The sequence below is a fragment of the Pseudomonas sp. BNK-7 genome (assembly GCF_048072025.1).
In the GTDB taxonomy this organism is placed as follows: Bacteria; Pseudomonadota; Gammaproteobacteria; order Pseudomonadales; family Pseudomonadaceae; genus Aquipseudomonas; species Aquipseudomonas danubii.
In genome coordinates, this window is record NZ_CP182252.1 from 2,223,001 (window position 1) to 2,236,403 (window position 13,403).

At 61.7% G+C, this 13,403-nt stretch carries 13 protein-coding genes; 6 read left to right on the forward strand and 7 right to left on the reverse strand.

Annotated features, from left to right (window positions below; translation table 11 throughout):
* Window positions 1–39: 39 nt before the first annotated feature.
* From ACMGF8_RS10280 to ACMGF8_RS10290, 3 genes are all read left to right on the forward strand, one after another.
* On the forward strand, window positions 40–510 hold the full coding sequence (locus tag ACMGF8_RS10280; protein WP_102861266.1) for a nuclear transport factor 2 family protein: 471 nt from the start codon (window positions 40–42) through the stop codon (window positions 508–510).
* 54 nt (window positions 511–564) lie between these two features.
* Window positions 565–885: a GIY-YIG nuclease family protein gene (locus ACMGF8_RS10285; RefSeq protein WP_102861714.1), complete on the forward strand. Its 321-nt coding sequence runs from the start codon at window positions 565–567 to the stop codon at window positions 883–885.
* An 87-nt stretch (window positions 886–972) separates the two neighbouring features.
* Entirely contained in the window at window positions 973–1,908 is a 936-nt protein-coding gene (locus ACMGF8_RS10290; RefSeq protein WP_102861267.1) for a glutathione S-transferase family protein, read from the forward strand.
* A gap of 105 nt (window positions 1,909–2,013) precedes the next feature.
* Here ACMGF8_RS10290 and ACMGF8_RS10295 read toward each other — a convergent pair whose 3' ends face one another.
* On the reverse strand, window positions 2,014–2,367 hold the full coding sequence (locus ACMGF8_RS10295; RefSeq protein WP_102861268.1) for a glutaredoxin family protein: 354 nt from the start codon (window positions 2,365–2,367) through the stop codon (window positions 2,014–2,016).
* On the reverse strand, window positions 2,367–3,371 hold the full coding sequence (yejK, locus tag ACMGF8_RS10300) for a nucleoid-associated protein YejK (protein ID WP_060837659.1): 1,005 nt from the start codon (window positions 3,369–3,371) through the stop codon (window positions 2,367–2,369). The genes ACMGF8_RS10295 and yejK overlap by 1 nt, the downstream gene beginning before the upstream one ends.
* 394 nt (window positions 3,372–3,765) lie before the next feature.
* Here yejK and ACMGF8_RS10305 point away from each other — a divergent pair, with 394 nt between their 5' ends.
* Window positions 3,766–4,047 carry an HU family DNA-binding protein gene (locus ACMGF8_RS10305; RefSeq protein WP_003440137.1) on the forward strand — a complete coding sequence of 94 codons (282 nt, stop codon included), beginning with the start codon at window positions 3,766–3,768 and terminating at the stop codon, window positions 4,045–4,047.
* Window positions 4,048–4,141: 94 nt separating this feature from the next.
* On the opposite strand, the gene rlmF is transcribed toward ACMGF8_RS10305, so the two are convergent.
* The 5 genes from rlmF to ACMGF8_RS10330 all read right to left on the reverse strand — a co-directional run bounded on the left by rlmF (window position 4,142) and on the right by ACMGF8_RS10330 (window position 10,781).
* Window positions 4,142–5,167, reverse strand: coding sequence for a 23S rRNA (adenine(1618)-N(6))-methyltransferase RlmF (gene rlmF, locus ACMGF8_RS10310; RefSeq protein WP_102861269.1), 1,026 nt, complete (start codon window positions 5,165–5,167; stop codon window positions 4,142–4,144).
* A 175-nt stretch (window positions 5,168–5,342) separates the two neighbouring features.
* Entirely contained in the window at window positions 5,343–8,189 is a 2,847-nt protein-coding gene (locus ACMGF8_RS10315; protein ID WP_102861270.1) for a valine--tRNA ligase, read from the reverse strand.
* Window positions 8,190–8,308: 119 nt separating this feature from the next.
* Window positions 8,309–8,794, reverse strand: coding sequence for a DNA polymerase III subunit chi (locus tag ACMGF8_RS10320; RefSeq protein WP_102861271.1), 486 nt, complete (start codon window positions 8,792–8,794; stop codon window positions 8,309–8,311).
* A 7-nt stretch (window positions 8,795–8,801) separates the two neighbouring features.
* Window positions 8,802–9,230, reverse strand: coding sequence for a DNA polymerase III subunit chi (locus ACMGF8_RS10325; RefSeq protein WP_102861272.1), 429 nt, complete (start codon window positions 9,228–9,230; stop codon window positions 8,802–8,804).
* 60 nt (window positions 9,231–9,290) lie between these two features.
* On the reverse strand, window positions 9,291–10,781 hold the full coding sequence (locus ACMGF8_RS10330; RefSeq protein ID WP_102861273.1) for a leucyl aminopeptidase: 1,491 nt from the start codon (window positions 10,779–10,781) through the stop codon (window positions 9,291–9,293).
* Between the two features lie 307 nt (window positions 10,782–11,088).
* Between ACMGF8_RS10330 and lptF the strand changes: the two genes are divergently transcribed.
* Together lptF and lptG are read left to right on the forward strand one after the other, a co-directional pair.
* Window positions 11,089–12,207 (forward strand): LPS export ABC transporter permease LptF, encoded by a 1,119-nt coding sequence (gene lptF / locus ACMGF8_RS10335; protein ID WP_102861274.1) that lies wholly within the window; start codon window positions 11,089–11,091, stop codon window positions 12,205–12,207.
* Entirely contained in the window at window positions 12,200–13,261 is a 1,062-nt protein-coding gene (gene lptG / locus ACMGF8_RS10340) for an LPS export ABC transporter permease LptG (RefSeq protein ID WP_102861275.1), read from the forward strand. Before lptF ends, lptG begins: the two co-directional genes overlap by 8 nt.
* Window positions 13,262–13,403 lie beyond the last annotated feature (142 nt).

The following is a 13,403-nucleotide window of genomic DNA, read 5'->3' on the forward strand; positions in this document are numbered from 1 at the left end:
TATTGTGCAGACATCCCTTTGTCCTTCCGGAGTCCGCCCATGAGTGATGCCCACCGCGTCCTGATCACTGAGTTCTACCAGGCCTTCCAGCGGCTCGATGCCGAGGCCATGAGCGCCTGCTATACCGAGGACGTTGTATTCAGTGATCCGGCCTTCGGCGAATTGCGCGGACGTGACGCCGGCGACATGTGGCGCATGCTCACTTCCCGGGCCAAGGACTTTTCCCTGACCTTCGATCAGGTGCATGCCGACGAGCGTTCGGGTGGCGCGCACTGGGTCGCCACCTACCTGTTCAGTCAGACCGGCAACACGGTGGTCAACGATATCCAGGCGCGCTTCGTGTTTCGCGATGGCAAGATCTGTGAGCACCACGACCATTTCGACCTGTGGCGTTGGGCGCGCCAGGCCCTGGGGGCCAAGGGGCTTTTGCTGGGCTGGACGCCGCTGTTGAAAAATGCCGTTCGCGCCCAGGCCCGTAAAGGCCTCAAGGCCTTCCAGAGCGGTCGCTGAAAGCCATCCTCTGCTAAGATCGCGGCTTGTTATCCACAGGCCCCGATGGTTTTTGTGAGCAGCCCCGATCCAAACCCCGTGATTGCCGGCGAACTGCCCGCGCCTGCCAGCAAACCCTGGTTTGTGTATCTGGTGCGTGCGGCCAATGGCGCCCTTTATTGCGGCATCAGCGACGACCCGGTGAAGCGCTTCGCCAAGCACCAGAGTGGCAAGGGCGCGCGTTTCTTTCTCTCCAGCCCGGCGGTGGCCCTGGTCTATACCGAAGCTTGTCGGGACAAGAGCGAGGCTCTGCGTCAGGAGCGGTTGATCAAGAAGCTCAGGAAAAGCGCCAAGGAGTGTCTGGTGGCGTCTGCCGGGGCAGCAGCATCAATCTGACTGATAGGTGCTCATCAGTCGGATCGGTAGGCCGTCCATGGATTGCGCGCTAAGCTCAGCGCTTTCCTTCTTCCGGCGGACCCCAGCATGTCAGAGTTGATCCTGCACCATTACCCGACCTCTCCCTTCGCGGAAAAAGCCCGTTTGCTCCTGGGCTTCAAGGGCCTGTCCTGGCGCTCCGTGAAGATTTCCCCGGTGATGCCCAAGCCTGATCTGACGGCCCTGACCGGTGGCTATCGCAAGACGCCGGTACTGCAGGTCGGTGCTGATATCTATTGCGACACGGCTTTGATCGCCCGGCGTCTGGAGCGGGAAAAGGCCTCGCCGGCGCTGTTTCCCGAAGGCCAGGAAATGATCAGCGCGACCTTCGCCGCCTGGGTCGACTCGGTGGTGTTCCAGCATGCGGTGACCCTGGTGTTCCAGCCCGAGTCTGCCGCAGCACGTTTCGGCAAGATGCCGCCGGAGGTGGTCAAGGCCTTCATGGCCGACCGCGCCGGGTTGTTCAGTGGCGGCAGCGCCAGTCGTCTGCCCCTGGAAGTGGTCAAGCATCAGTGGCCGACCATCATGGCGCGTCTGGAGCAGCAACTGCAGCGCGAGCCGGGGGACTTCCTGTTTGGTGAGCCCTCGATCGCCGATATCGCCCTGGCGCACCCGCTGTGGTTCCTCAAGGGTACGCCGGTGACGGCGCCGCTGGTGGACGAGTATCCGGCGGTATCAGCCTGGTTGGCGCGAGTGCTGGGCTTTGGTCACGGTTCCTTCACCGAGATGAGCGCTGAAGAGGCCCTTGAGGTGTCGCGCGGTGCGACCCCGGCGCCGCTGCCGGATGAGCGGTTTGTCGATCCCAATGGCTTTGTGGCAGGGCAGCAGGTGGTGATTGCTGCGACCGACTATGGAGTCGATCCGGTGGCGGGCGAGTTGCTGTTTGCCGGTACTGAAGAGTTGATCCTGCGCCGTGAAGATCCACGTGCCGGTTTGGTCCACGTGCACTTCCCGCGGTTGGGTTTCCGTATCCAGGCACAGTGATCCACACCTGTAGGAGCTGGCTTGCCAGCGAAGGCGTGCTCAAGATCGATGCTCGATCTACTGGCCCTTTCGCCGGCAAGCGGAACGCCGCCCGGCCGGCTCCGACTAAGGTTTCAGCGCAGCCATGATCGCGTCGGGGTCGTAGGTACGGATCAGGCTGCCATTCACGTCCAGGATCGGAATCCCGGCACCGCCCAGAGCGGTATAGGCCTTACGCGCCTCCGCGTCTTTCTCGATGTCGAACTCCCGATAGGGAATGCCCTTCTGATCGAGAAATCGCCGGGTAGCCTTGCAGTAGCCGCACCAGTCGGTGGCGTACAGCACCACCCAGGCCTGGCTACGGATCTCTTCGCTGACCACCGCCGAAGGGTTGAACAGCCGCTCGATCTTGCCCCAGTTCTGATAGACCACCACCAGCAGCAGGATCAGCAGGAACTTCTTCAGTACTCCCTGGAGCATCAGTTGCGGCGCTTGAGCTGGTCGGTCAGTTGGGTCGGCAGGCCCTTGATGATCAGGGTCCCGGCTTCTTCGTCGTACTCGATCTTCGAGCCCAGCAGGTGGGCTTCGAAGCTGATGGACAGGCCCTCGGCGCGACCAGTGAAGCGGCGGAACTGGTTGAGGGTGCGTTTATCCGCGGGAATTTCCGGCGATAGCCCGTAATCCTTGTTGCGGATGTGGTCGTAGAAGGCCTTGGGGCGGTCTTCGTCGATCAGTTCCGAGAGTTCTTCCAGGCCCATGGGTTCGCCAAGCTTGGCTTGGCTGCTGGCGTAGTCCACCAGGGTCTTGGTCTTTTCCCGGGCCGATTCTTCCGGCAGGTCTTCGCTTTCGACGAAGTCGCTGAAGGCCTTGAGCAGGGTGCGGGTCTCGCCCGGACCGTCGACGCCTTCCTGGCAGCCGATGAAGTCGCGGAAGTACTCCGAGACCTTCTTGCCGTTCTTGCCCTTGATAAAGGAGATGTACTGCTTGGACTGCTTGTTGTTCTGCCACTCGGAGATGTTGATCCGAGCGGCGAGGTGCAACTGGCCCAGGTCCAGGTGGCGCGACGGGGTCACGTCCAGTTGGTCGGTCACCGCCACGCCTTCGCTGTGGTGCAGCAGGGCGATCGCCAGGTAATCGGTCATGCCTTGTTGGTAATGAGCAAACAGCACGTGGCCGCCCACCGACAGGTTGGATTCTTCCATCAGCTTCTGCAGATGCTCCACCGCCACCCGGCTGAATGCGGTGAAGTCCTGGCCGCCGTCCAGATACTCCTTCAGCCAGCCGCTGAAGGGGAAAGCGCCGGACTCGGGATGGAACAGGCCCCAGGCTTTGCCCTGTTTGGCGTTATAGCTTTCGTTGAGGTCGGCGAGCATGTTCTCGATGGCCGCGGACTCTGCCAGTTCGGAGTCTCGGGCATGCAGAACTGCGGGGCTGCCGTCGGGTTTTTTGTCGATCAGGTGGACGATGCAATGACGGATCGGCATGGGCTTCTCGGCTGATTGAAGGGGGAGGGCGGACTCCCCGAAAAAGTGCCCAGTGTACCGCACCCGCTGGTTTTGGCGCGGTTTGCCAGGCGATGAACGGCCTGTCGGTAACGCTTATGCATTTTTTTACCGATTTAGAGCAATAAAGCTGACCAAATGGCTAGGTAGAGGCGGATATTTCCCCGTCTGTGTGCTAGTTTTGCCCCGTCTTACGCGATGTCTCAGCGTTAAGCGTGCATTCAGCATTTGTCGGGTCGAACCAAACCCTGATTTCGGTATCTATAACCCCGATCTGTCGTGGTTGTAACCGGGGTGCCAGATTCACAAGATCTGGCTCGATGGCTGACACTGCACTCTGCAATCCAAATGAATTTGATAGGGAAGGAACACCACAATGGCTATTACTAAAGACCAACTGATCGCTGATATCGCTGAAGCTATCGACGCGCCGAAAACCACCGCGCGTAACGCTCTGGACCAACTGGCCCAGATCGTTGCTGATCAATTGGAAAATGGCGGCGAAATCACTCTGCCAGGTATCGGCAAGCTGAAAGTGACCGAGCGTCCTGCCCGTACTGGCCGTAACCCATCGACTGGCGCTGCCATCGAAATCGCTGCCAAGAAAGTTATCAAGCTGGTTGTGGCTAAAGGCCTGACCGACGCTGTTAACAAGTAAGACTTGCAGTGAAACCGTGCTCAGAAGTTCTCCGGGCACGGTTTGTGTGACACCGATTCACGCAAGGTGAATCGTCTTTGAATCTCCCGCCTCTCTAGCTCTTCCTAACCCAGCGTTCCTGACTCCAGGCCTGTTGCTGTGCCTTGTCCTTGAAGGTCCAGGCGACGAAGCGGCTCTGTTTCTGTCCCTGGGACATCTCCACCACCTGGCTTTCCAGGACTCCGGCCTTTTTCAGCGCGCTTTCAATCGCCGGCAGGTTCGAGGCCTTTGACACCAGGGTGCTGAACCACAGCACTTGCTGGCCGACGCCGGCGCTCTCGCTGATCAACTGGCTGACGAAACGGATCTCGCCGCCTTCGCACCACAGCTCCCGGGCCTGGCCGCCGAAATTCAGCACTGGCAGCTTGCGCTTGGGATCGGCCTTGCCCAGGGCTCGCCATTTGCGCTGGCTACCGCGGGTGGCTTCATCCAGGGAGGCGTGGAACGGCGGGTTGCACATGGTCAGGTCGAAACGCTCGGTGCTTTCCAGCAGGCCGTTGAGGATCTGCCTGGGATTGCCCTGCTGGCGCAGGCTGATGGCCTTGTTCAAGCCGTTGGCCTGGACGATGGCCTTGGCGGCGGCCAGGGCGGTGCTGTCGATGTCCGAACCGAGAAATTGCCAGCGGTAGTCGCTGTAGCCGATCAGCGGGTAGATGCAGTTGGCGCCGACTCCGACGTCCAGCACCCGTACCGCCGCGCCACGCGGGATTTCACCCTGGTTGTGGCTGGCCAGCAGGTCGGCGAGGAAATGCACGTAGTCGGCGCGACCGGGTACGGGTGGGCAGAGAAAGTCCGCCGGAATGTCCCAGTGGGCAATGCCGTAGAAGGCCTTGAGCAGGGCGCGGTTGAACACCCGCACGGCCGCCGGGTCGGCGAAGTCGATACTTTCCTTGCCGTAGGGATTGAGGATCACGAACTGCCCCAGTTCCGGGGTGCTCTTGATCAGTTGCGGGAAGTCGTAACGCCCCTGGTGACGATTGCGCGGATGCAGGCTGGCCTTTTCCCGGGGGGCGGCGTTTTTGGCCGGGGAGGCGGGTTTGGGCTTCTTGCGCGCAGGCTTTGGGGTGTTGGGGGCGGTCATGGGGGATCGATTCGGGGCTGGTTCAAAGTGGCGGGCATTGTCACACAGGAGCAACGGTAAGTTTCAAGCGGCGAGCGACAAGTGATGCAAGCGTGCCTTCTGGCTAGCTAGGACTGCGCGCATAAAAAAGGGAGGCCTGTATGGGCCTCCCTCTTTCACATCGCGCGAATCGCCGTTACAGGCTGGAGATCCGTGCGTGCTGCTCTGCCAGCTTGCCCAGAGCCTGTTCGGCTTCGGCCAGTTTGGCGCGTTCCTTCTCGATCACTTCGGCCGGAGCCTTGTCGACGAAGGAGGCGTTGGACAGTTTGCCACCCACTCGCTGCACTTCGCCTTGCAGGCGTTGGATTTCCTTGTCCAGACGGGCCAGTTCCGCACCTTTGTCGATCAGGCCGGCCATGGGCACCAGCACTTCCATCTCGCCCACCAGAGCGGTGGCGGACAGCGGCGCTTCGTCGCCGGCACCCAGCACAGTGATGGATTCGAGTCGGGCCAGCTTCTTCAGCAAGGCTTCGTTCTCGGTCAGGCGACGCTGGTCTTCGGTGCTGACGTTCTTCAGGAACAGGGCCAGGGGCTTGCCCGGACCAATGTTCATTTCCGCGCGAATGTTGCGAGTGCCGAGCATCAGGCCCTTGAGCCATTCGATGTCGTCTTCGGCGGCCTGGTCGATGCGGGCTTCGTTAGCCACCGGCCAAGGTTGCAGCATGATGGTCTTGCCGGTGCTACCGGCCAGCGGCGCCAGGCGCTGCCAGATTTCTTCGGTGATGAACGGCATGAACGGATGGGCCAGGCGCAGGGCCACTTCCAGCACGCGCACCAGGGTGCGACGGGTGCCGCGCTGGCGTTCAACCGGCGCGTTCTCGTCCCACAGCACCGGCTTGGACAGCTCCAGGTACCAGTCGCAGTACTGGTTCCAGATGAACTCGTACAAGGCCTGGGCGGCCAGGTCGAAACGGAACTGGTCGAGCTGACGGGTGACTTCGGCTTCGGTGCGCTGCAGTTGCGAGATGATCCAGCGGTCCGCCAGGGACAGCTCATAGGCCTCGCCGTTCTGACCGCAGTCCTCGCCCTTATCCAGCACGTAGCGCGCGGCGTTCCATATCTTGTTGCAGAAGTTGCGGTAACCCTCGACGCGGCCCATGTCGAACTTGATGTCGCGGCCGGTGGTGGCCAGGGAGCAGAAGGTGAAGCGCAGGGCATCGGTGCCGTAGCTGGCGATGCCGTCGGCGAATTCGGCGCGGGTCTGCTTCTCGATGGCTTTCTGCAGTTTCGGCTGCATCAGGCCGGTGGTGCGCTTCTGCACCAGGGTTTCGAGGTCGATACCGTCGATGATGTCCAGCGGGTCGAGGACGTTGCCCTTGGACTTGGACATCTTCTGGCCCTGGCCGTCGCGGACCAGGCCGTGCACGTACACGGTCTTGAACGGAACCTGCGGCGTGCCGTCTTCGTTCTTCACCAGGTGCATGGTGAGCATGATCATCCGGGCGACCCAGAAGAAAATGATGTCGAAGCCGGTGACCAGCACGTCGGTCGGGTGGAAGGTCTTGAGGAAGTCGGTCTGTTCCGGCCAGCCCAGGGTGGAGAAGGTCCACAGGCCCGAGCTGAACCAGGTGTCGAGCACGTCGTTGTCCTGCTGCAGGGCAACGTCCGGACCGAGGTTGTGCTTGGCTCGCACTTCGGCTTCATCGCGGCCGACATAGACCTTGCCCGATTCGTCGTACCAGGCCGGAATCCGGTGGCCCCACCACAGCTGGCGGCTGATGCACCAGTCCTGGATGTCGCGCATCCAGGAGAAGTACATGTTCTCGTACTGCTTGGGCACGAAGGCGATGCGGCCGTCTTCCACAGCAGCGATGGCAGGTTCCGCCAGCGGCTTGGTGGAGACGTACCACTGGTCGGTGAGCCATGGCTCGATGACGGTGCCGGAGCGGTCGCCCTTCGGCACTTTCAGGGCGTGGTCGTCGACGCTGACCAGCAGGCCGGCGGCGTCGAAGGCGGCCACGATCTGTTTGCGCGCTTCAAAACGATCCAGGCCCACGTACTCGGCCGGGATCTTGCCGTCGACGGTTTCGTTGAGGCTGCCGTCCAGGTTGAACACCTGGCAGGCCGGCAGCACGGCGGCGTTCTTGTCGAAGATATTGAGCAGCGGCAGGTTGTGGCGCTTGCCGACTTCGTAGTCGTTGAAATCGTGGGCCGGGGTGATTTTCACGCAGCCGGTGCCGAATTCAGGATCGCAGTAGTCATCGGCAATGATCGGGATGCGCCGGCCGACCAGGGGCAGTTCGACGAACTTGCCGATCAGCGCCTTGTAACGCTCGTCTTCAGGGTTCACCGCAACGGCGGAGTCGCCGAGCATGGTTTCCGGACGAGTGGTGGCGACGATCAGGTAGTCGTTGCCTTCAGCGGTCTTGGCGCCGTCGGCCAGTGGGTATTTCAGGTTCCACAGGAAGCCTTTCTCGTCGTGGTTTTCCACTTCCAGATCGGAAATCGCCGTGTGCAGCTTGGTGTCCCAGTTCACCAGGCGCTTGCCGCGGTAGATCAGACCATCTTCGTGCAGGCGCACGAAGGCTTCCTTCACCGCTTCCGACAGGCCGTCGTCCATGGTGAAGCGCTCGCGGCTCCAGTCCACGGAGGAGCCCAGGCGGCGGATCTGGCGGCTGATGTTGCCCCCGGACTGATCCTTCCACTCCCAGACTTTTTCGAGGAATTTTTCCCGGCCCAGATCGTGGCGATTCTGGCCCTGGGCTTCGATCTGACGCTCCACCAGCATCTGCGTGGCGATACCGGCGTGGTCGGTGCCCGGCTGCCACAGGGTGTTGCGACCCTGCATGCGGCGGAAGCGGATCAGGGCGTCCATGATCGCGTTGTTGAAGCCGTGGCCCATGTGCAGGCTGCCGGTGACGTTCGGCGGCGGGATCATGATGGTGTAGGAGTCGCCCGCGCCTTGCGGGGCGAAGTAGTTCTCGGACTCCCAGGTCTGGTACCAGGAAGTTTCAATGGCGTGCGGCTGGTAGGTCTTATCCATGCGCGGCGGGACCCTATTGGCATTTATTCAGGAAAAGCCGGGAAGTATAGCGGAGGGCGGCAGCAGCAAGCCACAAGCGGCAAGCGACAAGATGGCCATGCCCGACTTTTGCGTGTGGCTTATGGTTTGCCGCTGGTGGCTGCTGCGAGCAGGCGTTCCAGGCGGGCGTCGAGGCGGCGCTTGATTTCGGTTTCGATGTGCGGGGCGAAATCGTCGATCACGTCTTGCATGATCAGCTGGGCAGCGGCGCGCAGTTCGGTATCCAGGTGCAGCAGGGCATCGGCGCTGTTGCTGGCAGGGGCAGGTTTGGCTGCGGGAGCGGTCGCTGGAGCTGGAGCTGGAGCTGGAGCAGGGGCTGGTGCCGTCACTTGAATTGGTGCCGGTGCCGGTGCAGCTTGCGGTTTGGCTTGCGCTGCGGGTGCAGCTTCGGTTTCGTCAGGTTGCTGGCTGCCGACCATGTCGAACAGCAGGGGGATTTGCACTTCGCCGCTCACGGTTTCGGTCAGCAGTGGCGGTTGCAGATTGTCATCGCCGAGCAGTTGACGGATCGACTCGAGGTCGTCCAGCAGATGCGCGGGTTTTTGCAGCGGGTTGGGAGTGTCCATCGGGTGCTCAGAGTCGCTGTAAACGGTGATCTTGCAGAGGATAGCCCTGTTCGCGATAGAAACGGAAACTCTCGCGGGCCGCCTGACGAATAGTCGGGTCTTCCACCACTACTTCGGCAATTCGGGCAAAGCGCGGTGCAAAGGCCGGTACTTTCAGGTCCAGGTTCACCAGCAGGTCGTTGTGTTCGCCAGGGTCCTGGCCCAAGCCCAGCACGATCAGGCCGTCGGCTTCGCTTTCTGCCGGGCCGTGGGGAACGAAGGCTTCGCCCTTGAAGCGCCACAGGCGGGCATCGAGTTCGTCCCGTTGTTGTGCGTCGCTGCAATGCAGGTAGATGCGATGGCCCATGCGCCAGGCCTTGTCGGTGAGCTTGCAGGCAAAATCCAGGCGCGCCGCAGGGTCCGCGCTGGGAAGAATGTAGAAGTCGACTTTGGTCATTGGGATTCCTGAGCCGGAAAGGGCGCCGCCTTCAAGCGACACCCTCCGCGGTCATGGTTTTCAGGCTTTGGCGCGGTCCAGCAGGTATTGGGTCAGCAGGGGGACGGGGCGGCCGGTGGCGCCCTTGTCCTTGCCGCCGCTGGTCCAGGCGGTGCCGGCGATATCCAGGTGCGCCCAGTTCAGGTTCTTGGTGAAGCGCGAGAGGAAGCACGCGGCAGTGATGGTCCCGGCCTTCGGCCCGCCAATGTTGGCGATATCGGCGAACGGGCTGTCCAGTTGTTCCTGGTACTCATCGAACAGCGGCAGTTGCCAGGCGCGGTCGTCGGCTTGCTGGCCGGCGCTGAGCAGTTGGCCGATCAACTCGTCGTTGTTGCCCAGCAGGCCGGACGTGTGGGCGCCCAGGGCGACCACGCAAGCACCGGTCAGGGTGGCGATGTCGATCACGGCCTGGGGCTTGAAGCGTTCGGCGTAGGTCAGGGCGTCGCACAGCACCAGACGGCCTTCGGCGTCGGTATTGAGGATTTCCACGGTCTGGCCGCTCATGGTGGTGACGATATCGCCAGGCCGTGCAGCGCCGCCGCTGGGCATGTTCTCGGCGCAGGCCAGGATGCATACCAGGTTGATCGGCAGTTGCAGTTCGAGCACGGCGCGCAGGGTGCCGAACACGCTGGCGGCGCCGCCCATGTCGTATTTCATTTCGTCCATGCCGGCGCCCGGCTTGAGGCTGATGCCGCCGGTGTCGAAGGTGATGCCCTTGCCCACCAGGGCAAACGGTTTCTCGGATTTTTTGCCGCCGTTGTATTGCATGACGATCAGGCGCGGCGGCTGGTCGCTGCCCTGGCCTACGGCATAGAACGAGCCCATGCCCAGTTCCTTGATCTTCTTCTCATCAAGGACTTCGACTTTCAGGCCCTTGAACTCCTTGCCCAGGGCCTTGGCCTGTTCACCCAGAAACGTCGGGTGGCAAACGTTCGGCGGCAGGTTGCCCAGGTCGCGGGTAAAAGCCATGCCTTTGGCGATGGCTTGGGCGTGGGTCACGCCGCGCTCGACTTCAGCCTGGGCGGCCTTGATGGTCAGCAGGGTGATTTTCTTCAGGGCGCGGGGTTCGGCTTTCTGGCTCTTGTAGCGATCGAATACGTAACCGCCGTCCACCAGGGTTTCGGCCAGCAGACGGGTCTTGCCATAGCTGTCGCGGCCTTTGACCACGACTTCGTCCAGAGCCAGCACGGCATCGCTGCCGCCCAGGCCCTTGAGGGTGGCAAGTACACCGCTGATGATCTTGCGGAACGGGCGGTCGCCCAGTTCCTCATCCTTGCCGACGCCCACCAGCAGCAGGCGTTCCGCCTTCAGCTTGGCCACGCCGTGCAGCAGCAGGCTCTGGCCGACCTTGCCGGCCAGATCGCCGCGCTTGAGTACGGCGCTGATGGCGCCGCCGCTGAGTTCGTCGAGTTGCTTGGCCACGTTGCCGAGTTTGCGGCCTTCGCCGACGGCGACCACCAGGGTGGCGGTCTTCAACGTTTCCGGGCTAGCGCTTTTTACAACCAGTTCCATGTCTGGGTCCCTGAATGAATGGTCAAAGAGCGCAGGAAAGACTCCGGCGCGGGGCTTGTCTATATAGAAGAAGGCGTCGCGTGCTGCCGACGACAAAGCCGCCAGTTTGAACCTCGCCCGTTGCGGCTGACAACCCTCGTCTTGGCCAAGTTCGCTGCTTTAGAGCGTCGGGTGAGCATCCTCCGTGACAGGCGCGCGCAATCACAGGATAATGCGCCATCTTTTTTTCGGCGGCCCTGTCTCTGGGGCCGGCTCGATACGTTTGCTTGTTCGGCCGCCTTAGCCTGACAACCCTGGAGTGTCTGGTTTGATCGTCTTTCGTTATCTATCCCGCGAAGTCCTGTTGACCCTGAGTGCCGTGAGTGCGGTGCTGCTGGTCATCATCATGAGCGGACGCTTCGTCAAGTTCCTCGCACAAGCCGCCTCGGGCGCCCTGGACCCGGGCTCGCTGTTCCTGATCATGGGCTTTCGTCTGCCGGGCTTTTTGCAACTGATCCTGCCATTGGGGCTGTTCCTGGGCATTCTCCTGGCTTACGGCCGGCTCTATCTCGAAAGTGAGATGACCGTGTTGTCGGCTACCGGCATGAGTCAGCAGCGTTTGCTGGGCATGACCATGATCCCGGCGGCCCTTGTGGCCCTGCTGGTGGCCTGGTTGAGCCTGAGTCTGGCGCCGCAGGGGGCCAATCAGTTCCAGTTGCTGTTGAACAAACAGGATGCACTGACCGAGTTCGACACCCTGGTGGCCGGGCGCTTCCAGGCGCTCAATGATGGCACTCGGGTGACCTATACCGAGCAGCTATCCGAGGATCGCACCAATCTTTCCGGAGTGTTCATCTCCGAAAAACGCCTGAGCCGGGAGAAAAAGGACCAGGGCATTTCGGTGCTGGTGGCCGAGAAGGGGCACCAGGACATTCGTCCCGATGGCAATCGCTACCTGATCCTGGAAAACGGCTATCGCTATGACGGCAATCCAGGTGAGGCCAACTACCGGGTGATCAAGTACGACACCTACGGCGTGCTGCTGGAGCGGCCTGATGTCAGCGACGAAGTCACCGATCGCGATGCCATGCCCACTGCTGACTTGATCGGCAAGGATGACCTGCGGGCCCGTGCCGAGCTGCAATGGCGCCTGTCCCTGCCATTGCTGGTGTTTATCGTGACCTTGATGGCGGTGCCGTTGTCTCGGGTCAACCCACGCCAGGGCCGCTTCCTCAAGCTGATCCCGGCCATCCTGCTGTATATGGCGTACCTGACTATCCTGATCGCGGTACGTGGCGCCATGGAGAAAGGCAAGATCTCGCCAGCCCTGGGGCTGTGGTGGGTTCACCTGATGTTCCTGGCGATTGGTCTGGGTTTGATGTACTGGGAACCGTTGCGTTTGAAGATGGCGAGTCGTCGCAGCATGAAGGAGATGGCTCGTGGTTAAGCTCGATCGCTACATCGGTAGCAGTGTGTTCATGGCTATTCTCGCGGTCCTGGGGATCATCCTCGGGCTGGCTTCGCTGTTTGCCTTCATCGATGAGATGGGCAGTGTCAGCGATACCTACACCGTGATGGATGTGATGAGCTACGTGGCGCTCACTGCTCCGCGCCGGGTCTATGAAATGTTGCCGATGGCCGGCCTGATCGGCTGCCTGATCGGTCTTGGCTCCCTGGCCAGCAACAGCGAGCTGACCATCATGCGTGCTGCCGGCGTTTCTGTCGGTCGTATCGTCTGGGCGGTGATGAAGCCGATGCTGGTGCTGATGCTGGTGGGCGTGCTGGTGGGCGAGTACGTCGCGCCGGCCACTGAGACCCAGGCCCAGGCCAGTCGCGCCCTGGCCCAGGGTTCCGGTGATGCCCAGAGCTCCAAGCGCGGTCTGTGGCACCGCCAGGGCGAGGAGTTCATCCATATCAACGCAGTGCAGCCCAATGGCCTGCTGTATGGCGTGACTCGCTATCACTTCGATGACAGTCACCACATGTTGTCGTCGAGTTTTGCCCGTCAGGCACGGTTCCACGAGAACTACTGGCAGTTGACTGATGTCACCACCACCTATTTCCGTGACGGTCACACCGAGGTCATCAGCGTGCCTGATGAACGTTGGGATGTGGCCCTGAGTCCGCAACTGCTGAGCACCGTGGTCATGGCGCCGGAGTCCCTGTCCATCAGCGGTCTGTGGGGCTATATCCACTATCTGGCCGACCAGGGTTTGAACAACGGCCGCTACTGGCTGGCGTTCTGGGTCAAGGTGCTGCAGCCGTTGGTGACGGCGGCCCTGGTGCTGATGGCGATTTCCTTCATTTTCGGACCGCTGCGTTCGGTGACCCTGGGGCAGCGGGTATTCACCGGCGTATTGGTGGGCTTCACCTTCCGTATCGCCCAGGACCTGCTGGGCCCTTCGAGCCTGGTGTTCGGCTTCTCGCCGCTGTTCGCGGTGCTGGTGCCGGCGGGTATCTGTGCCATTGCCGGTTTCTGGCTATTGCGCCGAGCCGGCTGATTCATTGGCTCTACCAGGCGATTAGCGCAACGCCCCGGTCCTTGATCGGGGCGTTTTTGCATTTGACAAACGCTGATAGGCGAGCGTGACGCTCGTGCCGAGTATCAGGTACAATTCCCGGCTATTTTTCGGCGGGCCCTGC